The sequence below is a fragment of the Micromonospora sp. WMMA2032 genome (assembly GCF_002688545.1).
GTDB lineage: Bacteria > Actinomycetota > Actinomycetes > Mycobacteriales > Micromonosporaceae > Micromonospora > Micromonospora sediminicola.
Genome location: NZ_CP024052.1, coordinates 4,877,845 through 4,894,645, shown reverse-complemented (window position 1 = coordinate 4,894,645; position 16,801 = coordinate 4,877,845). Strand labels below are relative to the sequence as shown.

The following is a 16,801-nucleotide window of genomic DNA, read 5'->3' as shown; positions in this document are numbered from 1 at the left end:
TGTCAGGGGGAATGCCTTCGTGGGCGCGACGCACCCGGGCGAGCGAGCCGCCGCCGGGAGGAAACAGCGTCGAGGGCCCTCGTCGGCGCGACGCACCCGGCCGGGCAGACCACCTCTGGAGGAAATCGTCGGCGCGGCAGGCCCGGACGGGTAAGCCGACGCCCGGTGATGCGGGCGCGGCGGAGGGGCCTACGGTCGCGCTCGGGGTCGGACGGCCGGGCGGCTCCTCGCGCGGTTGGTGACGGCCCGGGTGCATCCGGGCATCGGTCGGCAGCGCCTGGTGGGCGTGTATCGGGGCGAATTGGGGGTAACGCGCCGCCGGAGGTGGCACATGGTGGCGATGGGGCAGGCCGCGCTCTCGGGTGAGCGGCTCCGACAGGCCGACGGCTTCCTCGCCGAGGCGTGGGCCGACATGGCCCGGCACGACGAGCGGTTGCGCGGAGTGACCGTGGAGGTGAGCTTCGACCGGGGGGTGGCACACCTGACCGGCGAGGTCGCCGACCCGGCGGAGCTGCGACTGGTCCGGGAGATGATCGGCCGGCTGTCCGGGGTGCTCGGCGTGTGGTGCCGGGTGGGCGTCGCCGGCCGGCCGCCGGTGGTGGTCGACCTCGGCTGCGGGGCGACCAAGCAGTGGCCGGGCAACCTGGGGCTGGACATCTATCCGGCGCCCGGGGTGAACGCGGTCGCCAACCTCGCCGGCTCACTGCCGCTGCGCGACGACTCGGTCGACGTGTTCTTCGCGGTGCACATCGTCGAGCACCTGATCGACTTCCTGCCGCTGTTCGACGAGTGCCACCGGGTGCTCCGACCGGGCGGGGTGCTGCACGTGATGAGCCCCTGGTGGCGGCACGTCAACGCGGTCGCCGACCCGACCCACGTCCGCCTGCTCGACGTGCAGACGTTCAAGGGCATCTGCGGTCAGCGCCCGCCCGGCACCCCGCGCTGGTATCCGCTGCACGTCGGCTGCGACGGCGCCTCCGTCTTCGCCGACCTCACCCCTCTACCCCCCGACGCCCCCGCCCCACCCCTTTCCCACCTGGCCCGCTTCTTCGACTGACCCCAACCACCTACCCCGGCGGGTGCGGTCAGGTGGGTGGGGCGGATTCGCGGAGGGCCAGGCGGTGGGGGGCGACCAGCTCCCTCGGCGGGGCCTCACGGTCGGCGCCGAGCCGGCCGGCGAGCAGCTCCACCGCGAGCCGGGCGACCCGCTCCTTGTCCGGCGCGACGGTGCTCAGCGTCGGGATCGAGAAGCGGCCGTCCTCGATGTCGTCGAACCCGGCCACCGCCACGTCCTCGGGCACGCGCAGACCCGCCTCGTGCAGGGCGCGCAACGCGCCGAGCGCGAGCGTGTCGTTGAAGCAGAACACGGCGTCGGGGCGTACCCCGGAGGTGAGCAGGTGCCGCATGGCGGCCGCGCCGTCGGCGCGGTGCCAGGCCGGCGCGGGCGCCACCAGGCTGTCGTCGTACGCGATGCCGGCCTCGGCCAGCGCGGCGGTGTAGCCGGCCAGGCGCAGCCGGGCGCTGGCGCCCTCGGGCGTGCGCTGCGACCCGATCGCGGCGATCCGGCGGCGGCCGAGGCCGACCAGGTGGGCGGTGATCTCCCGGGCGGCGGCCACGTTGTCGACCATGACGTGGTCGGCGGGGCCGTGGTCGACGCGCTCGCCGAGCAGCACCATCGGCAGTCCGTCGAGGGCGGCCAGGTCGTCGGCGGTGAGCGCGAGCGGGCTCAGGATCAGGCCGTCGATCATGTGGTCGCCGATCCCGCTGGCCGCCTTGCGTTCCTGCTCGGAGCCGCCGCCGGTCTGGTCGATCAGCACCGTCCAGCCGTGCTCGGCGGCGGCGGTGACCACGTGCCGGGCCAGCTCGGCGAAGTAGGGGATGTCCAGCTCTGGCACGGCCAGCGCGATCACGCCGGTGCGCCCCTTGCGCAGGTTGCGGGCGGAGAGGTTGGGCCGGTAGTGGAGTTCGGCGATGGCCTCCTCGACCCGGGCCCGGGTGTCGGCGCGGACGTGCTGGTAGCCGTTGACCACGTTCGAGACGGTCTTCACCGACACGCCGGCCCGCTCCGCCACGTCCTTGAGCCTGTGCCGCACTGAACTTCCCTCCCCGATGAACGCTGGCCGCACTCTACCGCGTCACGACGACGTAACGACCCCTTTACAGCGTTGCTTACAACGTTGTAGAAAACCAGGGACACGGGTGACCGCGGTCACCCGGCGACAGCACCGAGGGAAAGGTGGCACTCGTGCCGAACGCGCAGCTCACGGTCGACCCGGCGTTCCGGGTCGGTCCGGCCGACCGACGGCTCTTCGGCTCCTTCGTCGAGCACATGGGCCGCTGCGTCTACGGCGGGGTCTACGAACCGGGGCACCCGACCGCCGATCCGCTCGGCCTCCGGCGCGACGTGCTGGACCTGACCCGGGAGATGGGCGTCTCGGTGGTCCGCTACCCCGGCGGCAACTTCGTCTCCGGCTACCGCTGGGAGGACGGCGTCGGGCCGGTGGGCGACCGCCCGCGCCGGCTCGACCTGGCCTGGAAGACGATCGAGACCAACGCGTTCGGCCTGGACGAGTTCATGACCTGGGCGGCCGAGGCCGAGGTCGAGCCGATGATGGCGGTCAACCTCGGCACCCGCGGCGTGGCCGAGGCCTGCGACCTGCTGGAGTACGCCAACCACCCGGGCGGCACCCACCTGTCCGACCTGCGCCGCAAGCACGGCGCCGAGCAGCCGTACGGGGTGCGGCTGTGGTGTCTCGGCAACGAGATGGACGGGCCGTGGCAGGTCGGGCACAAGACCGCCGACGAGTACGGCCGGCTGGCCGCCGAGACCGCCCGCGCCATGAAGATGATCGACCCGTCGATCAGCCTGATCGCCTCCGGCAGCTCCAACCGGCAGATGTCCACGTACGCGTCGTGGGAGGCGACGGTTCTGGAGCACACCTACGAGCACGTCGACTACATCTCCGCCCACACCTACTACGACCCCTCGGACGGCGACCGGGCCAGCATCCTCGCCTCCGCCGTCGACATGGACGCCTTCATCACCGAGGTGACCGCCACCGCCGACCACGTCGGCGCCAAGCTGCGGCAGAAGCGCAAGCTGAAGATCTCCTTCGACGAGTGGAACGTCTGGTACCAGTCCCGTCTCCAGGCCGACCTGGACCGGCGCGGCTGGGTCGAGGCCCCGGCGCTGATCGAGGACGACTTCACCGCGGTCGACGCGGTCGTGGTGGGCGACCTGCTGATCACCCTGCTCCGGCACGCCGACCGGGTGGGCGTGGCCTGCCAGGCGCAGCTCGCCAACGTGATCGCCCCGATCCGCACCCGCACCGGCGGCCCCGCCTGGCGGCAGAGCATCTTCCACCCGTTCGCCCTCACCGCCCGGCACGCGCGCGGCACGGTCCTGCGCACCGAGCCGGTCGGCCCGACCTACCGGACCAGCCGGTACGGCGACGTGCCGGTGCTGGACACCGTCGCCGTGCACGACGAGGAGACCGGCGGCCTGGCCGTCTTCGCGGTCAACCGCGGCCCGAACGACGTCCCGCTCGACCTGGACCTGCGCGGCCTGCCCGGCCTGCGCGCCGAGGCGCACACCACAGTCGCGGCCGGGGCCGACCCCGCCGCCACCAACACCGAGGCGGACCCCGAGCGGGTCACGCCGCGGCAGCTCCACACCCCCACCCTCGACGGCGGCCGCTGCACCGTGGCGCTGCCCGCCACCTCCTGGAACCTGCTGCGGTTCGCCCCGCAGTCGTGACCAGGCAATACTTCATCCCGTCCCCCAAGGAGTAAGCATGATCCAGAACGAGATGAGCCGGCGGCGCCTGCTCGGCCTCGGCCTCGGCCTCGGTGCGGCGGCCTCGCTGACGCTGACCGGATGCGGTGGCGGCAGCAGCTCCGGCCCGTCCGGCGCGGCCGGCAACGGCGGCAAGGACTACACCGGGCCGAAGGTCGACCTCAAGCTGTGGAACGGCTTCACCGGCGGCGACGGCGACATCTTCAAGGCCCTGGTGCAGCAGTTCAACAGCGAGCACCAGAACATCGCGGTCAGCGTGATCACGTACCAGTGGGAGGACTACTACAGCAAGCTCCCCGGCGCGGTCTCCAGCGGCAACGGCCCGGACATCGCGGTCATGCACATGGACCAGCTCGCCACGTTCGCCGCCCGCGGCACGATCAGCGAACTGGACGACGTGGCCAAGACCCTGGAGCTGAGCGAGGGCGACTTCGCCCCGACGGTGTGGAAGGGCGGCCTCTACAACGACAAGCGGTACGGCATCCCGCTGGACATGCACCCGCTCGGCTTCTACTACAACAAGGCCGTCATGCAGAAGGCCGGCCTGGACCCGAACAAGCCGCCGGCGACGAAGGACGAGTACACCGCCGCGCTGACCGAGCTGAAGAAGTCCGGCGTGCAGGGCTTCTGGGTCAGCCCGTTCCAGTTCACCGGCGGCATGACGTTCTACAGCCTGCTGCACCAGTGGGGCGGGAAGCTCTTCGACGACGAGGTGGCGAAGGCGACCTTCAACTCCGACCCGGCGGTCGAGGCGTGCACCTGGCTGGTCGGCCTGATCAAGCAGGGCCACTCGCCGGCCAACGTCGGCCAGGACGCCGACTACCTGGCGTTCAAGAGCGGCAAGAACGCGTTCAACTGGAACGGCATCTGGCAGATCAACGACCTGAAGAAGAGCGCGAACGTGGAGTGGGGCGTGGCCCCGCTGCCCCAGATCGGCACCCAGCAGGCCGCCTGGGCGAACTCGCACAACTTCACCATCGTCAAGCAGCGCGCGGCCAACGACAACAAGGTCTCCGGCGCCAAGGTCTTCATCAACTGGCTGAGCCAGCACTCGCTGGACTGGGCCAAGGGCGGCCAGGTGCCGGCCCGCAAGGCGGTCCGGGACAGCGCCGAGTTCAAGGCGCTCACCGAGGTCAACGCGCTCGCGCCGGAGCTGGAGTACGCCGCGTTCCCGCCGGCGGCCCCGGGTCTCGGCGAGACGATGCTGACCTTCTACAGCGCCTTCAACGAGGCGGCGCTGGGCAAGAAGTCGCCGAAGCAGGCCCTGGACGACGGCGTGACGAAGGCCAACAAGCAGCTCGAGGACAACCGCAAGAAGTACGGGAACTGATCCGTCGTGGCGGACGTGATCGAGGTCGGGGCGGCGCGTGACGGCGCGCCGCCCCCGGCGGGGCGTACCCGCCGCCGGGGCGCGACGGAACGCGGCAACCGGGCCACGCCGTACCTCTTCCTCGCGCCGTACCTGGTCCTGTTCGGCGTCTTCGGCCTGGCGCCGATCCTGTTCGGGGTCTGGATCAGCCTGCACCAGTGGGACCTCCAGCTGCCCAACCGGCCGTTCATCGGGCTGGACAACTACCAGGACCTGTTCTCCAGCGACTCGGCCATCTACGGGGACTGGTGGTCCAGCGTCCGGGCGACCGGGATCTTCACCCTCTTCTCGGTGCCGCTGCTGGTGGTCGTCCCGCTGGGGCTGGCGCTGCTGCTCAACCGCTCGTTCCCCGGCCGCACGTTCTTCCGGGCCGCGTTCTTCGCCCCGTACGTGCTCGGCGTGGCGGTGATCGGCCTGCTCTGGCGGTTCCTGCTCGACGCCAACCTGGGCCTGGTCAACCGGCTGCTCGGCCTGGTCGGACTCCCGTCGGACACGCCGTGGGTCACCGACGTGCCGTGGGCCTGGGTCTCGCTGGTCGGCGTGACCGTGTGGTGGACCTGCGGCTTCAACGCGGTGATCTACCTGGCCGGCCTCCAGGACATCCCGGCCGAGCTGTACGAGGCGGCGAAGGTCGACGGGGCCGGCGGCTGGGACCGCTTCCGCCACGTCACGATCCCCGGCCTGCGCCCGGTCCTGCTCTTCGTCTTCACCACCACGATCCTCGCCTCGGCGAACGTCTTCGGGCAGGCCTTCCTGATCACCCAGGGCGCGCCGGGCGAACAGACCCGGACCGTGGTCTGGCGGATCGTCGACGAGGGGCTGCGCGACTACGACGCCGGTCGGGCCGCCGCGATGAGCGTGTTCTTCGCGCTGATGCTGGCGGTGGTGAGCATCGTCAACTTCCGGCTGTTCCGCTACCGGGAAGACTGAGGGGACCGCCATGTCGAAGTTGCGTCCGGCGCTGCGCTACGCCGTCCTGCTCCTGATCACCGCGATCTTCGTGACTCCCCTGGTCTGGATGTTGCTGACCTCGGTGAAGACCTACGACGACGCGCAGCAGGTCCCGCCGGGCTGGCTGCCGAACCCGTTCTCCACCTACGGCTACGACCAGATCCTGAACAACGCGGCCAACCCGGTGCTGCGCTGGTTCCTCAACAGCATGCTGGCGGCCACCCTGCACACGCTGCTGGTGCTGGTCACCGCGTCGATGGCCGCGTACGCCCTGGCCCGGATGCGGTTCCGCGGCCGCAAGGTGCTGTTCGCGCTGATCGTCGGCACCCTGTTCCTGCCGCCGACCTCGCTGATCATCCCGAACTTCATCATCGCCGAGCGGCTGAGCTGGATCGACACGCTGACCGTGGTGATCGTGCCCGGCGCGGCCAGCGCGTTCGGGGTGTTCTTCCTGCGCCAGTTCTTCCTCTCCATCCCGGCCGAGCTGGAGGAGGCGGCGGTGCTGGACGGGGCGAACCAGTGGCAGATCTTCCGTCAGGTGCTGCTGCCGCTGTCGAAGCCGGCGCTGGCCACGCTGGCGGTGCTGTCGTTCCTCACCAACTGGAACGACTTCCTCTGGCCGGTGTACGTGCTGTTCAGCCCGGAGCGGCTGACCCTGCCGGCGGGCCTGGGCCTGCTCCAGGGCGCGTACGTGACCGACTACCCGGTCATCATGGCGGGCGCGATGCTGGCCAGCGTGCCGGTGCTGATCCTGTTCGTGCTGGCGCAACGTCACGTCATCCAGGGCGTCTCCCGCAGCGGCCTGAAGGGATGACCGGCCGACGACTCCGGCGACGCGGCGCGGCGGCCCTGGCCGCCGCGCTGCTCGTCGCCGGCTGCGACAGCGGACCCACCCCCTCGAGTACGCCGGAGGACGCGCGCGTGTTCACCAACCCGGTCGTCCGCAGCGACGCCCCCGACCCGCAGGCGATCCGGGTCGGCGAGACCTGGTACCTGTTCCACACCAACGCCGGCGGACGTAACGTCCCGGTGCTCACCTCACCCGACCTGGTCGAGTGGACCCCGGCCGGCGACGCGCTGCCGGAGTTGCCGGACTGGGCGGACGCGGGCAAGACCTGGGCGCCCGAGGTGATCCAGCTCGCCCCGGACCGGTTCGTCCTCTACTACACCGTGGCCGACCGCGCCTCCGGCCGGCAGTGCCTGGGCCGGGCGGTGGCGAGCACGCCGCTCGGCCCGTACGTCGACGACTCCGCCGCACCGTTGGTCTGCCAGGCGGACCTGGGCGGCTCGATCGACGCCAGCCCGTTCCGGGACACCGACGGCAGCCTGTGGTTGCTGTGGAAGAACGACGGCAACGCGATCGGGGTGGACACCTGGCTCTGGTCGCAGCGGCTCGCCCCGGACGGGCTGCGGCTGACCGGCCCGGCGGCGAAGCTGCTGAAGCAGACCGAGCCGTGGGAGGGCACCCTGATCGAAGGGCCGTTCCTGCACCGGCACGACGGGAAGCTGTTCCTGTTCTTCGCCGCCAACGCGTACGACAAGGACACCTACGCCGAGGGCTACGCGGTGTGCGAGGGGCCGGCCGGGCCGTGCGTGAAGGCGCCGGAGAACCCGATCCTGAAGAGCAACGACGTGGCGTCCGGGCCGGGGCACGCCTCGATGGTGGAGAAGGACGGGCGTACCTGGCTGATCTACCACGCGTGGCCGCCGGGGCAGGAGGGCACCACCGACCCGGGTCGGCAGGTGTGGCTGGACGAGATCGTCTGGACCGACGGCAAGCCGGTGCTCAAGGGCCCCACCAGGTCCGCGCAGCCCCGCCCGTAAGGAAGGGCCCCCTCTTAACGCCTCCGGTAGAGGAAGGGCCCCTTCTTAACACCGGGGTGTTAAGAAGGGGCCCTTCCTTCCGGGGGTCAGGGGGTGGGGGCGGGCTCGGGGGTGTCCGAGGAGTGCTCGCGGCGGGCCAGGCGGTTCTTGCGGTGCCCGTAGCCGAAGTAGATGATGCCGCCGAGGACCATCCAGGCCAGGAACCGCAGCCAGGTCTCCACCGACAGGTTCAACATCAGGTAGAGGCAGGCCAGCGCGGAGACGATCGGCAGCACCGGCGAGAACGGCACCTTGAACGGCCGGTTCAGGTCGGGGCGCCGCTTGCGCAGGATCGGCACCGCGATCGAGACCAGCACGAACGCGCAGAGCGCGCCGATGCTGACCAGGTCGGCCAGCGCGGAGAGCGGCAGGAAGCCGGCGAGCAGCGCGACCCCCACCGTCATGATCGCGGAGATCCGGTACGGGGTGCCCCAGCGCGGGTGCACCTTGGCGATCGAGGGCGGGATGAGCCCGTCCCGGGCGATGGCGAAGCCGATCCGGCCCATGGCCACCAGGTCGACCAGGATCACGCTGGTCAGGCCGGCGATCGCGGCGATGGAGACGAGCACCGCGGCCCATCCGGCGCCGGCCGCCTTGAACGCGGACGCGATCGGCGCGCCCTCGTCGATCTCGGTGTACTTGACCATGCCGACGACGACCAGCGAGACGCCGATGTAGAGCACGGTGGAGATCAGCAGCGTGCCGAGCAGGCCCAGCGGCAGGTCCCGCTTGGGCTTGCGGGTCTCCTCACCCAGGTTCGCCACGGCCTCGAACCCGGTGTACGCGAAGAACACCACGGCGGCGGCGGTGAGCACGCCGGCGAAGCCGAAGACGGAGGGTTCCATCCCGAAGATGGCCTGGGTCACCGGCTGCCGGATCCCGTCCTCGCCGGCGCCGGCCGGCTCGCTGGACGGGACGAACGGGCTGAGGTTGGCCGCCTTCACGAAGAACAGCCCGGCGATGATGATGAAGGCACAGATCGCCACCTTCACCAGGACCAGCAGGTTGGTCACCCGGGCGGACTCCCGGATGCCGACGATGCCGATCGCGCCGAGCACCAGCACGATGGCGATCGCGCCGAGGTTGACGATGCTGCCCTCCTCGGCGAACCAGGCGCTGGGCAGGCCGACGAGGTCGGCGAGGTAGCCGGACCAGCCCCGGGCCACCACCGCCGCGCCGAGCGCGAACTCCAGCAGCAGGTCCCAGCCGATGATCCAGGCGACGATCTCGCCCATGGTCGCGTACGCGTAGGTGTAGGCGCTGCCGGCGGTCGGCACGCTGGCGGCCAGCTCGGCGTAGCAGAGCGCGGCGAGCAGCGCGACCACCCCGGCGATGCCGAAGGAGATCACCACACCCGGGCCGGCGCTGTTCTTCGCCTCGATGCCGGTCAGCGTGAAGATGCCGGTGCCGATCACGATCCCGATGCCGAAGCCCATCAGGTCGAACGAGCCGAGCCGGCGGCGCAGCCCGGGTTTGCCGTCGCTGCCGTCGGCGTCACCCTGGGCGAGCACGTCCTGGATCGGCTTGGTCCGCAGGACTGACATGGATCACCTCCCCCACGGTGTGACCACCTCGGTGGCGGTCCGTGACCGGCCAAGCTACCCAGCCCCTCCCCCAACCAATCCACCACCTGACGTGTCGGTTCGGTCACCATGCGAAACGTGCGCCACCCGCCGGGGCGCCGACGGTGCGGACCGGACGCATCGATCCGGCGCGGGGGTCTTGCGCCGCGTACGGATTGATGAAAGTTTTCTACCGGTGACTTGAGTCACGCGGCGAATCTTGCCGTCCCACCGGACCCGACGAAGGGACCGCACCGCATGAAGGCAACTCGGCTGGGAGCCGCCGCGCTGGCCGCGGCGCTGCTCGGCGCGCTGGTCGCCGGCACCCCGGCGCAGGCCGCGCCGGCGCCCACCTCCACCGACACGACCTCCACCGACTGCGTCACGAACCCGGCCACGCCGAAGCGGCAGTTCCGGGCCATGTGGATCGCCTCGGTGACGAACATCGACTGGCCCAGCAAGGACTCCTGGACCGCGCCGGACCGGGTGGCCAAGCAGAAGGCCGAATATCTGGCCTGGCTCGACCTGGCCCAGAAGCTCAACCACAACGCCGTCGTGGTCCAGGTCCGCCCGACCGCCGACGCGTTCTGGCCCTCGCCGTACGAGCCGTGGTCGGAGTACCTGACCGGGGTGCGCGGCCAGGACCCGGGCTGGGACCCGCTGGCCTTCCTGGTCGCCGAGTCGCACAAGCGGAACCTGGAGTTCCACGCCTGGTTCAACCCGTACCGGGTCTCCATGCCCGCGCCCGGCGGCGCCGGCGCCGACCTGTCGAAGCTGGCGCCGAACAGCCCGGCCCGGCAGCATCCCGACTGGGTCTTCGCCTACCCGCCCGCCGGCGTCGCCGGCAGCCGGCTCTACTACAACCCCGGCATCCCCGAGGTCCGCGAGTTCGTCCAGACCGCGATGATGGACGCGGTCAAGCGGTACGACGTCGACGGCGTGCACTTCGACGACTACTTCTACCCGTACCCGAGCGGCACCTACCAGGTGCCGGACGACGCCACGTTCGCGCAGTACAACCGCGGCTTCACCGACAAGGCCGACTGGCGGCGGGACAACATCAACCTGCTGATGCAGGAGATGAATGCCAAGATCAAGGCGGCCAAGCCGTGGGTGAAGTTCGGGGCCAGCCCGTTCGGGATCTGGCGCAACGCCTCGGCCGACCCGAACGGCTCGGACACCACCGGCTCGCAGTCGTACGACATCATCTCCGCCGACACCCGTAAGTGGATCAAGGAGGAGTGGATCGACTACGTCGTGCCGCAGCTCTACTGGTACATCGGCCAGTACCCGGCGGCCGACTACGCCCGGCTGGTGCCGTGGTGGGCCGAGCAGGTGCGCGGCACCAAGGTCCAGCTCTACATCGGCCAGGCCGACTACAAGAGCGGTGAGCCGGCGTACGGGTCGTTCTGGATGAACCCGCAGGAGCTGTCGAACCACCTGACGTTGAACCGGTCGTACCCGGAGGTGCTCGGCAACGTGCACTTCTCGGCGGTGCAGGTCCGGGCCAACCGGCTCGGCGCCACCGACATCTACGCCGCCGAGCACTACTCCCGCCCGGCGCTGGTGCCCACGATGACCCACCTGCCGCACAAGCCGCTGCTGTTCCCGGTGGTCACCAGGGCGCAGCGGGAGGCGGACGGGGTGCGGCTGAGCTGGCGGCAGCCGGCCGACGGCAGGGGCCCGCTCGGCACCGCCACGTCGTACGCGATCTACCGGTTCGACGGCCTCGGCCTGGCCGGTCGCTGCGACTTCGCCGACGCCTCCCACCTGGTCGGCACCGTCCGGGCCACCGACGGCGCCGTCCAGTCCTGGGTGGACACCACGGCGGCCGCCGGCACCCGGTACACCTACTACGTGACCGCGCTGGACCGGCTGGCGAACGAGAGCCCGGCGAGCCTGCCGCGCTTCGTCCGCTGATCCCCACCGGATGCCCCCGGGCCGCCACGGCGACCCGGGGGCATTCGTCTGTTTGGGCGGATGTCAGCGAGCCGTTTCCCGGGCCATCGCCCCCCGTCACCCCATTGATCGACACTTGTCGAAATCCGGAGATCCCGGGTTGTCACCCGTCCCGACGCCCACCCCGCGGAGGTCCCCGTGTCCCGTCGCCTCGCCACCGCCCTCGCCGCCGGAACGCTCGCCCTGCTCACCCTGCTCGGCCTGGCCACACCGGCCGCCGCCGCGGTGAGCACCCAGCAGAAACTCTCGGTGCTGTCGTCCTGGACCCAGACCAGCGCCTCCAGCTACAACGCCTGGAACAGCGCCCGGCTGAACAAGACCCCCTGGGCCGAGTACGGCTTCGACTGGTCCACCGACTACTGCTCGTCCAGCCCGGACAACCCGCTCGGCTTCACCTTCAACCTGTCCTGCTACCGGCACGACTTCGGCTACCGCAACCACAAGGCCATGGGCATCTTCCCGGCCAACAAGTCCCGCCTCGACAGTGCCTTCTACGCGGACCTGAAGCGGGTCTGCGCCACCTACAACTCGGTGGTCCGTCCGGCCTGCTACAGCCTGGCCTGGACCTACTACCAGGCGGTCAGCATCTTCGGCTCGGTCGCCGCGGTGCAGCAGGCCGACCTCGACCGCGCCGCCCGGATGAAGGCCGACGCCGAGCGCCGCGCCGCCGTCCGCGGCTGACCCGCCGCCGGGCGGCCCTCGCCGGGCCGCCCGGCCGGCGTGCCCGTGGCCCGGGCCCGACCCGGCGTCACCCGGCCCGCCGGTCAACCTGTCGTGCCGCGCGGCTCGGCGGTCAGCCCGTCGTGCTGCGCGGCTCGGCGGCCGGCCGGGGGCCGGCGGTGGGCGTCCCGAACCGGGGCGAGTCCGCCGCCAGGTCGGGGTGCTCGACGTGCAGGGCCAGCGCCGCCGCCTCGTCCAACCGCAGGCCGGCCCCGGCGGCGTAGGCCGCGTCGAACGCCTCGTCGCCCAGCGCCCGGCGCAGCTCCGCCTGCCGGCCCAGCCAGTACGGCCCGTGGATGCCCGGGGTGGCCCGCAGATTGGCCCGGGTGGCCTGGGCCGCGCCGAAGAGCCGGGCGGCGGACACCGCGTCCCCGGCCAGCGCGCAGCGCACCGCGATCGCGTTGATCGTGTCGCAGGCCCGGCCCAGGTAGCCGTGGCTCATCCGGGACCGCAACGCCACCAGCAGGTGCTCGTGCGCGGCCACCAGGTCTCCCCGGGACAGCGCCACCATGCCGAGCAGCATGTCCACCGAGCGGCGGCCCCGCTCGACCGGCCGGGCCGCCTCCACCGGGCGGGCCGCGCCGAGCAGGTCGGCCGCCTCGTCCAACGCGCCCCGGCGCCAGAGCAGCTCGGCCAGGTTGTAGACGGCGAGCAGCGCGTCCCCCACCACGTCCTGCGCGTACGCCCAGTCGATCACCTCGCGGCAGACCCGCTCCGCCTCGGCGAACTGTCCCATGTCGACCAGCGGCGCGGCGCGACCGGCCAGCACCCGGGCCAGCAGCCCCCGGTCGCCGGCCTGCCGGGCGGCCGCCTCGGCCCGCTGCGAGTAGCGCAGCTCCTCGGCGAACTCGCCGTCGGCCCCGGCGTGCAGCGAGTGCATGTGGTAGGCCGCGGCCAGCTCCGCCTCCGGGATCGCCTCCCCGGTCTCGGCGATCCGCCCGTAGAGCCGGAACAGCCAGAGCCGCCCCTCGCGGGCCAGCCCGCGCTCCCGCCACCACTGGTCCAGACCGCCGGCCAGGTGCAGGCCCGACCGGGCGCTGCCGCCGGTGGCGCACCAGCGCAGCGCGGCCCGCAACTCCCCGGCCAGCGGGTCGAGCGCGTAGAGGGAGAGCGTCACCGGGCGACCGTCCGGGCCCAGGTGCGCCCGGTCCAACGCGTGCCGGGACCAGGCGACGTGCCGGTCCCGGGCGCTCTGCTCCTCGCCCGTGGAAATCAGGCGACGCGCCGCGTAGGCCCGGATCGGGTCCAGCATCCGGTAGGTGCTGCCCGACGCGTGCGGCTCGGCCAGCACCATCGACTTGTCCACCAGCACCGACAGCGGGTCCAGCGGATCCTCGTCCAGCAGCCACTGCACGGTCGGCAGGTCCACCGGGCCGGCGAAGACCGCCAGCCAGCGCAGCAGCCGCGCCGAGCGCGCCCCGAGCGTGCGGTAGGACCAGGTCACCGTGGCCTGGATGGTCAGGTGTCGTTCGCTGGCCGAGCGCTGCACCGCCCGGCTCGCCGGGCTCGGCGGGGCGGCGCCGGTCGCGGCGGCCACCAGGTCGACGGTGTCCTGCTGGTTGCCGCTCCAGCCGGCCTCCACCGGCGGCGGCTCCGCCGCCTCCCGGCCGGCGTCCAGCGTGCCCAGCATGTCGTCGAGCCGCTCGGCCAGCTGACCGGCCGACAGCACCCGCAGCCGCGCCGCGGCCAGCTCGATGGCGAGCGGCAACCCGTCCAGCCGCCGGACCACCCGGCGCAGGTCGGCCTGCTCCGCCGGATCCGGCGCCCGGCCACCCCGGGCCGCCGCCGTCCGGTCCAGCAGCAGGGCCACCGCGTCGCTGGCGCCCCCGCCCGGCTCCTCGTCCACCGACAGCGGCGGAATCCGCCACACCACCTCACCGGGTACGCCGAACGACTCCCGGCTGGTCGCCAGCACCCGCACGCCCCGGCCGCCGGCCAGCAGCCGGGAGATCACCTCGGCGGACGCGCCCGGCTGGGCGTCGCACGTGTCCAGCACCACCAGCATCCGGCGCGGCGCCGCGTACTCGACCAGGGTGTCGACCATCGGCCGGCCCGGCTCCGGGCGCAGGCCGAGCACGGCGGCGATCTCGAACGCCACCAGCCCGGGATCGGTCACCGCGGCGATGTCGACGAACCACACACCGTCCGGATAGTCCTCGACGATCCCGGAGGCCAGCTCCACCGCCAGCCGCGTCTTGCCGGCGCCGCCCGCGCCGAGCACGGTCACCAGCCGGTACGCCTCGACCAGCCGACCCAGCTCGGCGCGCTCGAAGTGCCGGCCGACGAACGAGGTGGCCGGGGTGGGCAGGTTGTGCGCCGCCGCGTCGGCCGTACGCGGTCGCGGGAACCGCCGTTCCAGACCGGGCGCGACGAGCTGGAACAGCCGCTCCCGGTCGTCGAAGCCGCGCAGCCGGTGCAGGCCGAGGTCGAGCAGGGACGCGCCGTCCGGGAGCGGGTCGGCGAGCCGGGCGGTGGCCGCCGAGCAGAGCACCTGCCCGCCGTGCGCCGCGGCGGCCACCCGGGCCGCCCGGTGCACCTCGGGACTGGCGTACTCACCGTCGCGCGGCTCGGCGTAGCCGGTGTGCAGGCCCATCCGCACCCGGGGCGTGGCGTCGGGGTTGGGCCAGTTGTGCCCGACGAGCGCGCGCTGGGCGGCCATGCAGGCGTGCACCGCGGCGGCCGCGTCCGGGAAGGCGAGGAAGAACGAGTCGCCCTCGGTCAGCAGCTCCGCCCCGTCGGTGCCGGCCAGCGTGTCCCGCAGCAACCGGCGGTGCTCACGCAGCACGGGACGGTAGACCGGCCCCAGCATCCGGGCCATCCGGGTCGAGCCCTCGATGTCGGTGAACACGAAGGTCACCCACCCGCTGGGGAGGTGGATCCGTGGCGACATACGTCGAACCTCCGCCCGCTGACGTCGGGTTCATGCTGCCCTATGATCGCGTCGTCACGCATCGTGAGAACGGTCGGGCCGATTCCGACTCAAGGTGCCAAAGGATCACACGGGCGGCAAGCCCCGGATCGACCGGCGGGCCGGGTGAGCGCGTCGCGTCAGCAACCGCAGGCGCCGCCGCAGCAGCCACCGCCGCCGGGCGCGGGGGCCCCGCCCACCGGGCCCGACCCGCCGCGACCGGTGAAGGCGACGGTGGACAGCAGCTTCACGGTGTCCGCGTGGCCCTGGGGGCAGGTGGCGGGCCGGCCGGCCTCGGCCATCGGACGGTTGACCTCGAAGGTGTCGCCGCAGGCGCGGCAGCGGAACTCGTACCGGGGCATGCGGCCAGCGTACGGCCGGGCCTGACGTCGTCGCACCGATGGGTGATACTCGACGGGTGGTGGACGGCGAACGGCGGAACACGGCCCGGCCCCTGCGACCCGCCGCGCCGCCCGACGGCGGCGCCGGGCCGGTCCCTCGCCCCCGCCGTGCCCGGTCCGGCTCCCCCGCCTCCGGGACGGCGCCGTCCACACCGGAAGACAGGTCCACGGCCGAGCACACGGCGTCCACGGGGAAGTCGACGCCCACGGCCGGGTCGACATCCTCGGCCGGGTCAGGCACGGAGGCCGGCGCCGGGCAGCCCGGCACCGGTGGCCGGCGGAGGCGGATGCCCTTCGCGCACGCGGGCCCGGTGCGACCCCGGCAGCTCGCCGTGGGCGCGGCCCGGGCCACCCGGGACTGGTCCCGCCGGCCGAGCGGGCGCACCACCCTGCCGGCGTTGTTCCTGCTCGCCCTGGTCGGGGCCGCCACCGCGGCCGGCGCGGTGCTGGTGCCGGCCGCCATCCGCAAGCCGGAGCCGGTCGCCGTGGAGGCCACCTCGGCCGCACCGGTCTTCGGCGTCCCGCAGACCGCCCCGGCGCCGGGGCTGACCGGCGCGCCCGTGCTCCCCGGGCCGACCGGCTTCCCGGGCAGCCTCGGGCCGTCCGGCACACCGCCGCCCGGTGGCGTGACCACCGCCCCGGCGCTGCCGACCGGCCGCCCGGCCGACGCGCTGGCGGGTTGGGCCCAGCGGGTCAGCGGCACCACCGACGTCCCGGCGGTGGCGTTGCAGGCCTACGGCTACGCCGAGCTGGTGCTCGCCCAGACCCACCGCAGCTGCCAGTTGAGCTGGACCACGCTCGCCGCGATCGGCTATGTGGAGTCCCGGCACGGCACCACCGGCGGGGTCACGCTGCTGCCCAGCGGCCTGACCTCCAAGGAGATCCGGGGCGACGCGCTCGACGGGCAGGGCGGCCGGTCCCGGATCCTCGACACCGACCAGGGGCAGCTCGACGGCGACCGGGTCTACGACCGGGCGATCGGCCCGATGCAGTTCATCCCGGGCACCTGGCAGGAGATCGGCGCGGACGCCGACAACGACGGCGTGAAGAACCCGCACGACATCGACGACGCCGCGCTGGCCGCCGGCGAATACCTGTGCAAGGGCGGCCGGAACATGACCATCCCGGGTGACTGGTGGGGCGCGATCCTGTCCTACAACGATGTGCGGCGCTACGCCCAGGACGTCTTCACCAAGGCCGACGAGTACGGGCGGCGCAGCGGCACGTGACGTGACGGCTCGCGTACATTCGCGGACTCAACCCTTCCCCCGG

13 protein-coding genes are annotated in these 16,801 nt (G+C 72.6%); 9 read left to right on the top strand and 4 right to left on the bottom strand.

Annotated elements, in window-relative coordinates:
- Positions 1-331 precede the first annotated feature (331 nt).
- Positions 332-1,057 carry a methyltransferase domain-containing protein gene (locus CO540_RS22690; RefSeq protein WP_099163571.1) on the top strand — a complete coding sequence of 242 codons (726 nt, stop codon included), beginning with the start codon at positions 332-334 and terminating at the stop codon, positions 1,055-1,057.
- 28 nt (positions 1,058-1,085) lie between these two features.
- Here CO540_RS22690 and CO540_RS22685 read toward each other — a convergent pair whose 3' ends face one another.
- Positions 1,086-2,093 carry a LacI family DNA-binding transcriptional regulator gene (locus CO540_RS22685; protein ID WP_099163570.1) on the bottom strand — a complete coding sequence of 336 codons (1,008 nt, stop codon included), beginning with the start codon at positions 2,091-2,093 and terminating at the stop codon, positions 1,086-1,088.
- A gap of 152 nt (positions 2,094-2,245) precedes the next feature.
- Here CO540_RS22685 and CO540_RS22680 point away from each other — a divergent pair, with 152 nt between their 5' ends.
- The 5 genes from CO540_RS22680 to CO540_RS22660 are packed head-to-tail and all read left to right on the top strand — an operon-like array spanning position 2,246 to position 7,940.
- A complete protein-coding gene (locus tag CO540_RS22680) occupies positions 2,246-3,757 on the top strand; it encodes an alpha-N-arabinofuranosidase (protein WP_099163569.1) in 1,512 nt (503 codons plus the stop codon).
- Positions 3,758-3,794: 37 nt separating this feature from the next.
- Entirely contained in the window at positions 3,795-5,126 is a 1,332-nt protein-coding gene (locus CO540_RS22675; protein ID WP_099163568.1) for an ABC transporter substrate-binding protein, read from the top strand.
- A 6-nt stretch (positions 5,127-5,132) separates the two neighbouring features.
- On the top strand, positions 5,133-6,095 hold the full coding sequence (locus CO540_RS22670) for a carbohydrate ABC transporter permease (RefSeq protein WP_091569461.1): 963 nt from the start codon (positions 5,133-5,135) through the stop codon (positions 6,093-6,095).
- Between the two features lie 10 nt (positions 6,096-6,105).
- The gene (locus tag CO540_RS22665) at positions 6,106-6,930 is read left to right on the top strand and encodes a carbohydrate ABC transporter permease (RefSeq protein ID WP_099163567.1); all 825 of its coding nucleotides are present in this window, start codon (positions 6,106-6,108) and stop codon (positions 6,928-6,930) included.
- Complete coding sequence (locus CO540_RS22660; protein ID WP_099163566.1) at positions 6,927-7,940, top strand: glycoside hydrolase family 43 protein; 1,014 nt, start codon at positions 6,927-6,929, stop codon at positions 7,938-7,940. Before CO540_RS22665 ends, CO540_RS22660 begins: the two co-directional genes overlap by 4 nt.
- An 86-nt stretch (positions 7,941-8,026) precedes the next feature.
- Here CO540_RS22660 and CO540_RS22655 read toward each other — a convergent pair whose 3' ends face one another.
- On the bottom strand, positions 8,027-9,523 hold the full coding sequence (locus CO540_RS22655) for an amino acid permease (protein WP_099163565.1): 1,497 nt from the start codon (positions 9,521-9,523) through the stop codon (positions 8,027-8,029).
- A 276-nt stretch (positions 9,524-9,799) separates the two neighbouring features.
- Here CO540_RS22655 and CO540_RS22650 point away from each other — a divergent pair, with 276 nt between their 5' ends.
- Positions 9,800-11,461 carry a glycoside hydrolase family 10 protein gene (locus CO540_RS22650; protein ID WP_099163564.1) on the top strand — a complete coding sequence of 554 codons (1,662 nt, stop codon included), beginning with the start codon at positions 9,800-9,802 and terminating at the stop codon, positions 11,459-11,461.
- Positions 11,462-11,638: 177 nt separating this feature from the next.
- Complete coding sequence (locus tag CO540_RS22645; RefSeq protein WP_091569438.1) at positions 11,639-12,181, top strand: phospholipase; 543 nt, start codon at positions 11,639-11,641, stop codon at positions 12,179-12,181.
- A gap of 112 nt (positions 12,182-12,293) precedes the next feature.
- Here the strand turns inward: CO540_RS22645 and CO540_RS22640 are convergent, their stop codons facing one another.
- Together CO540_RS22640 and CO540_RS22635 are read right to left on the bottom strand one after the other, a co-directional pair.
- Positions 12,294-15,110: an adenylate/guanylate cyclase domain-containing protein gene (locus tag CO540_RS22640; RefSeq protein ID WP_099163563.1), complete on the bottom strand. Its 2,817-nt coding sequence runs from the start codon at positions 15,108-15,110 to the stop codon at positions 12,294-12,296.
- Positions 15,111-15,268: 158 nt separating this feature from the next.
- The gene (locus CO540_RS22635; protein ID WP_099163562.1) at positions 15,269-15,490 is read right to left on the bottom strand and encodes a zinc ribbon domain-containing protein; all 222 of its coding nucleotides are present in this window, start codon (positions 15,488-15,490) and stop codon (positions 15,269-15,271) included.
- Positions 15,491-15,528: 38 nt separating this feature from the next.
- Between CO540_RS22635 and CO540_RS22630 the strand changes: the two genes are divergently transcribed.
- Positions 15,529-16,758 (top strand): murein transglycosylase, encoded by a 1,230-nt coding sequence (locus tag CO540_RS22630; protein ID WP_371682240.1) that lies wholly within the window; start codon positions 15,529-15,531, stop codon positions 16,756-16,758.
- Positions 16,759-16,801 lie beyond the last annotated feature (43 nt).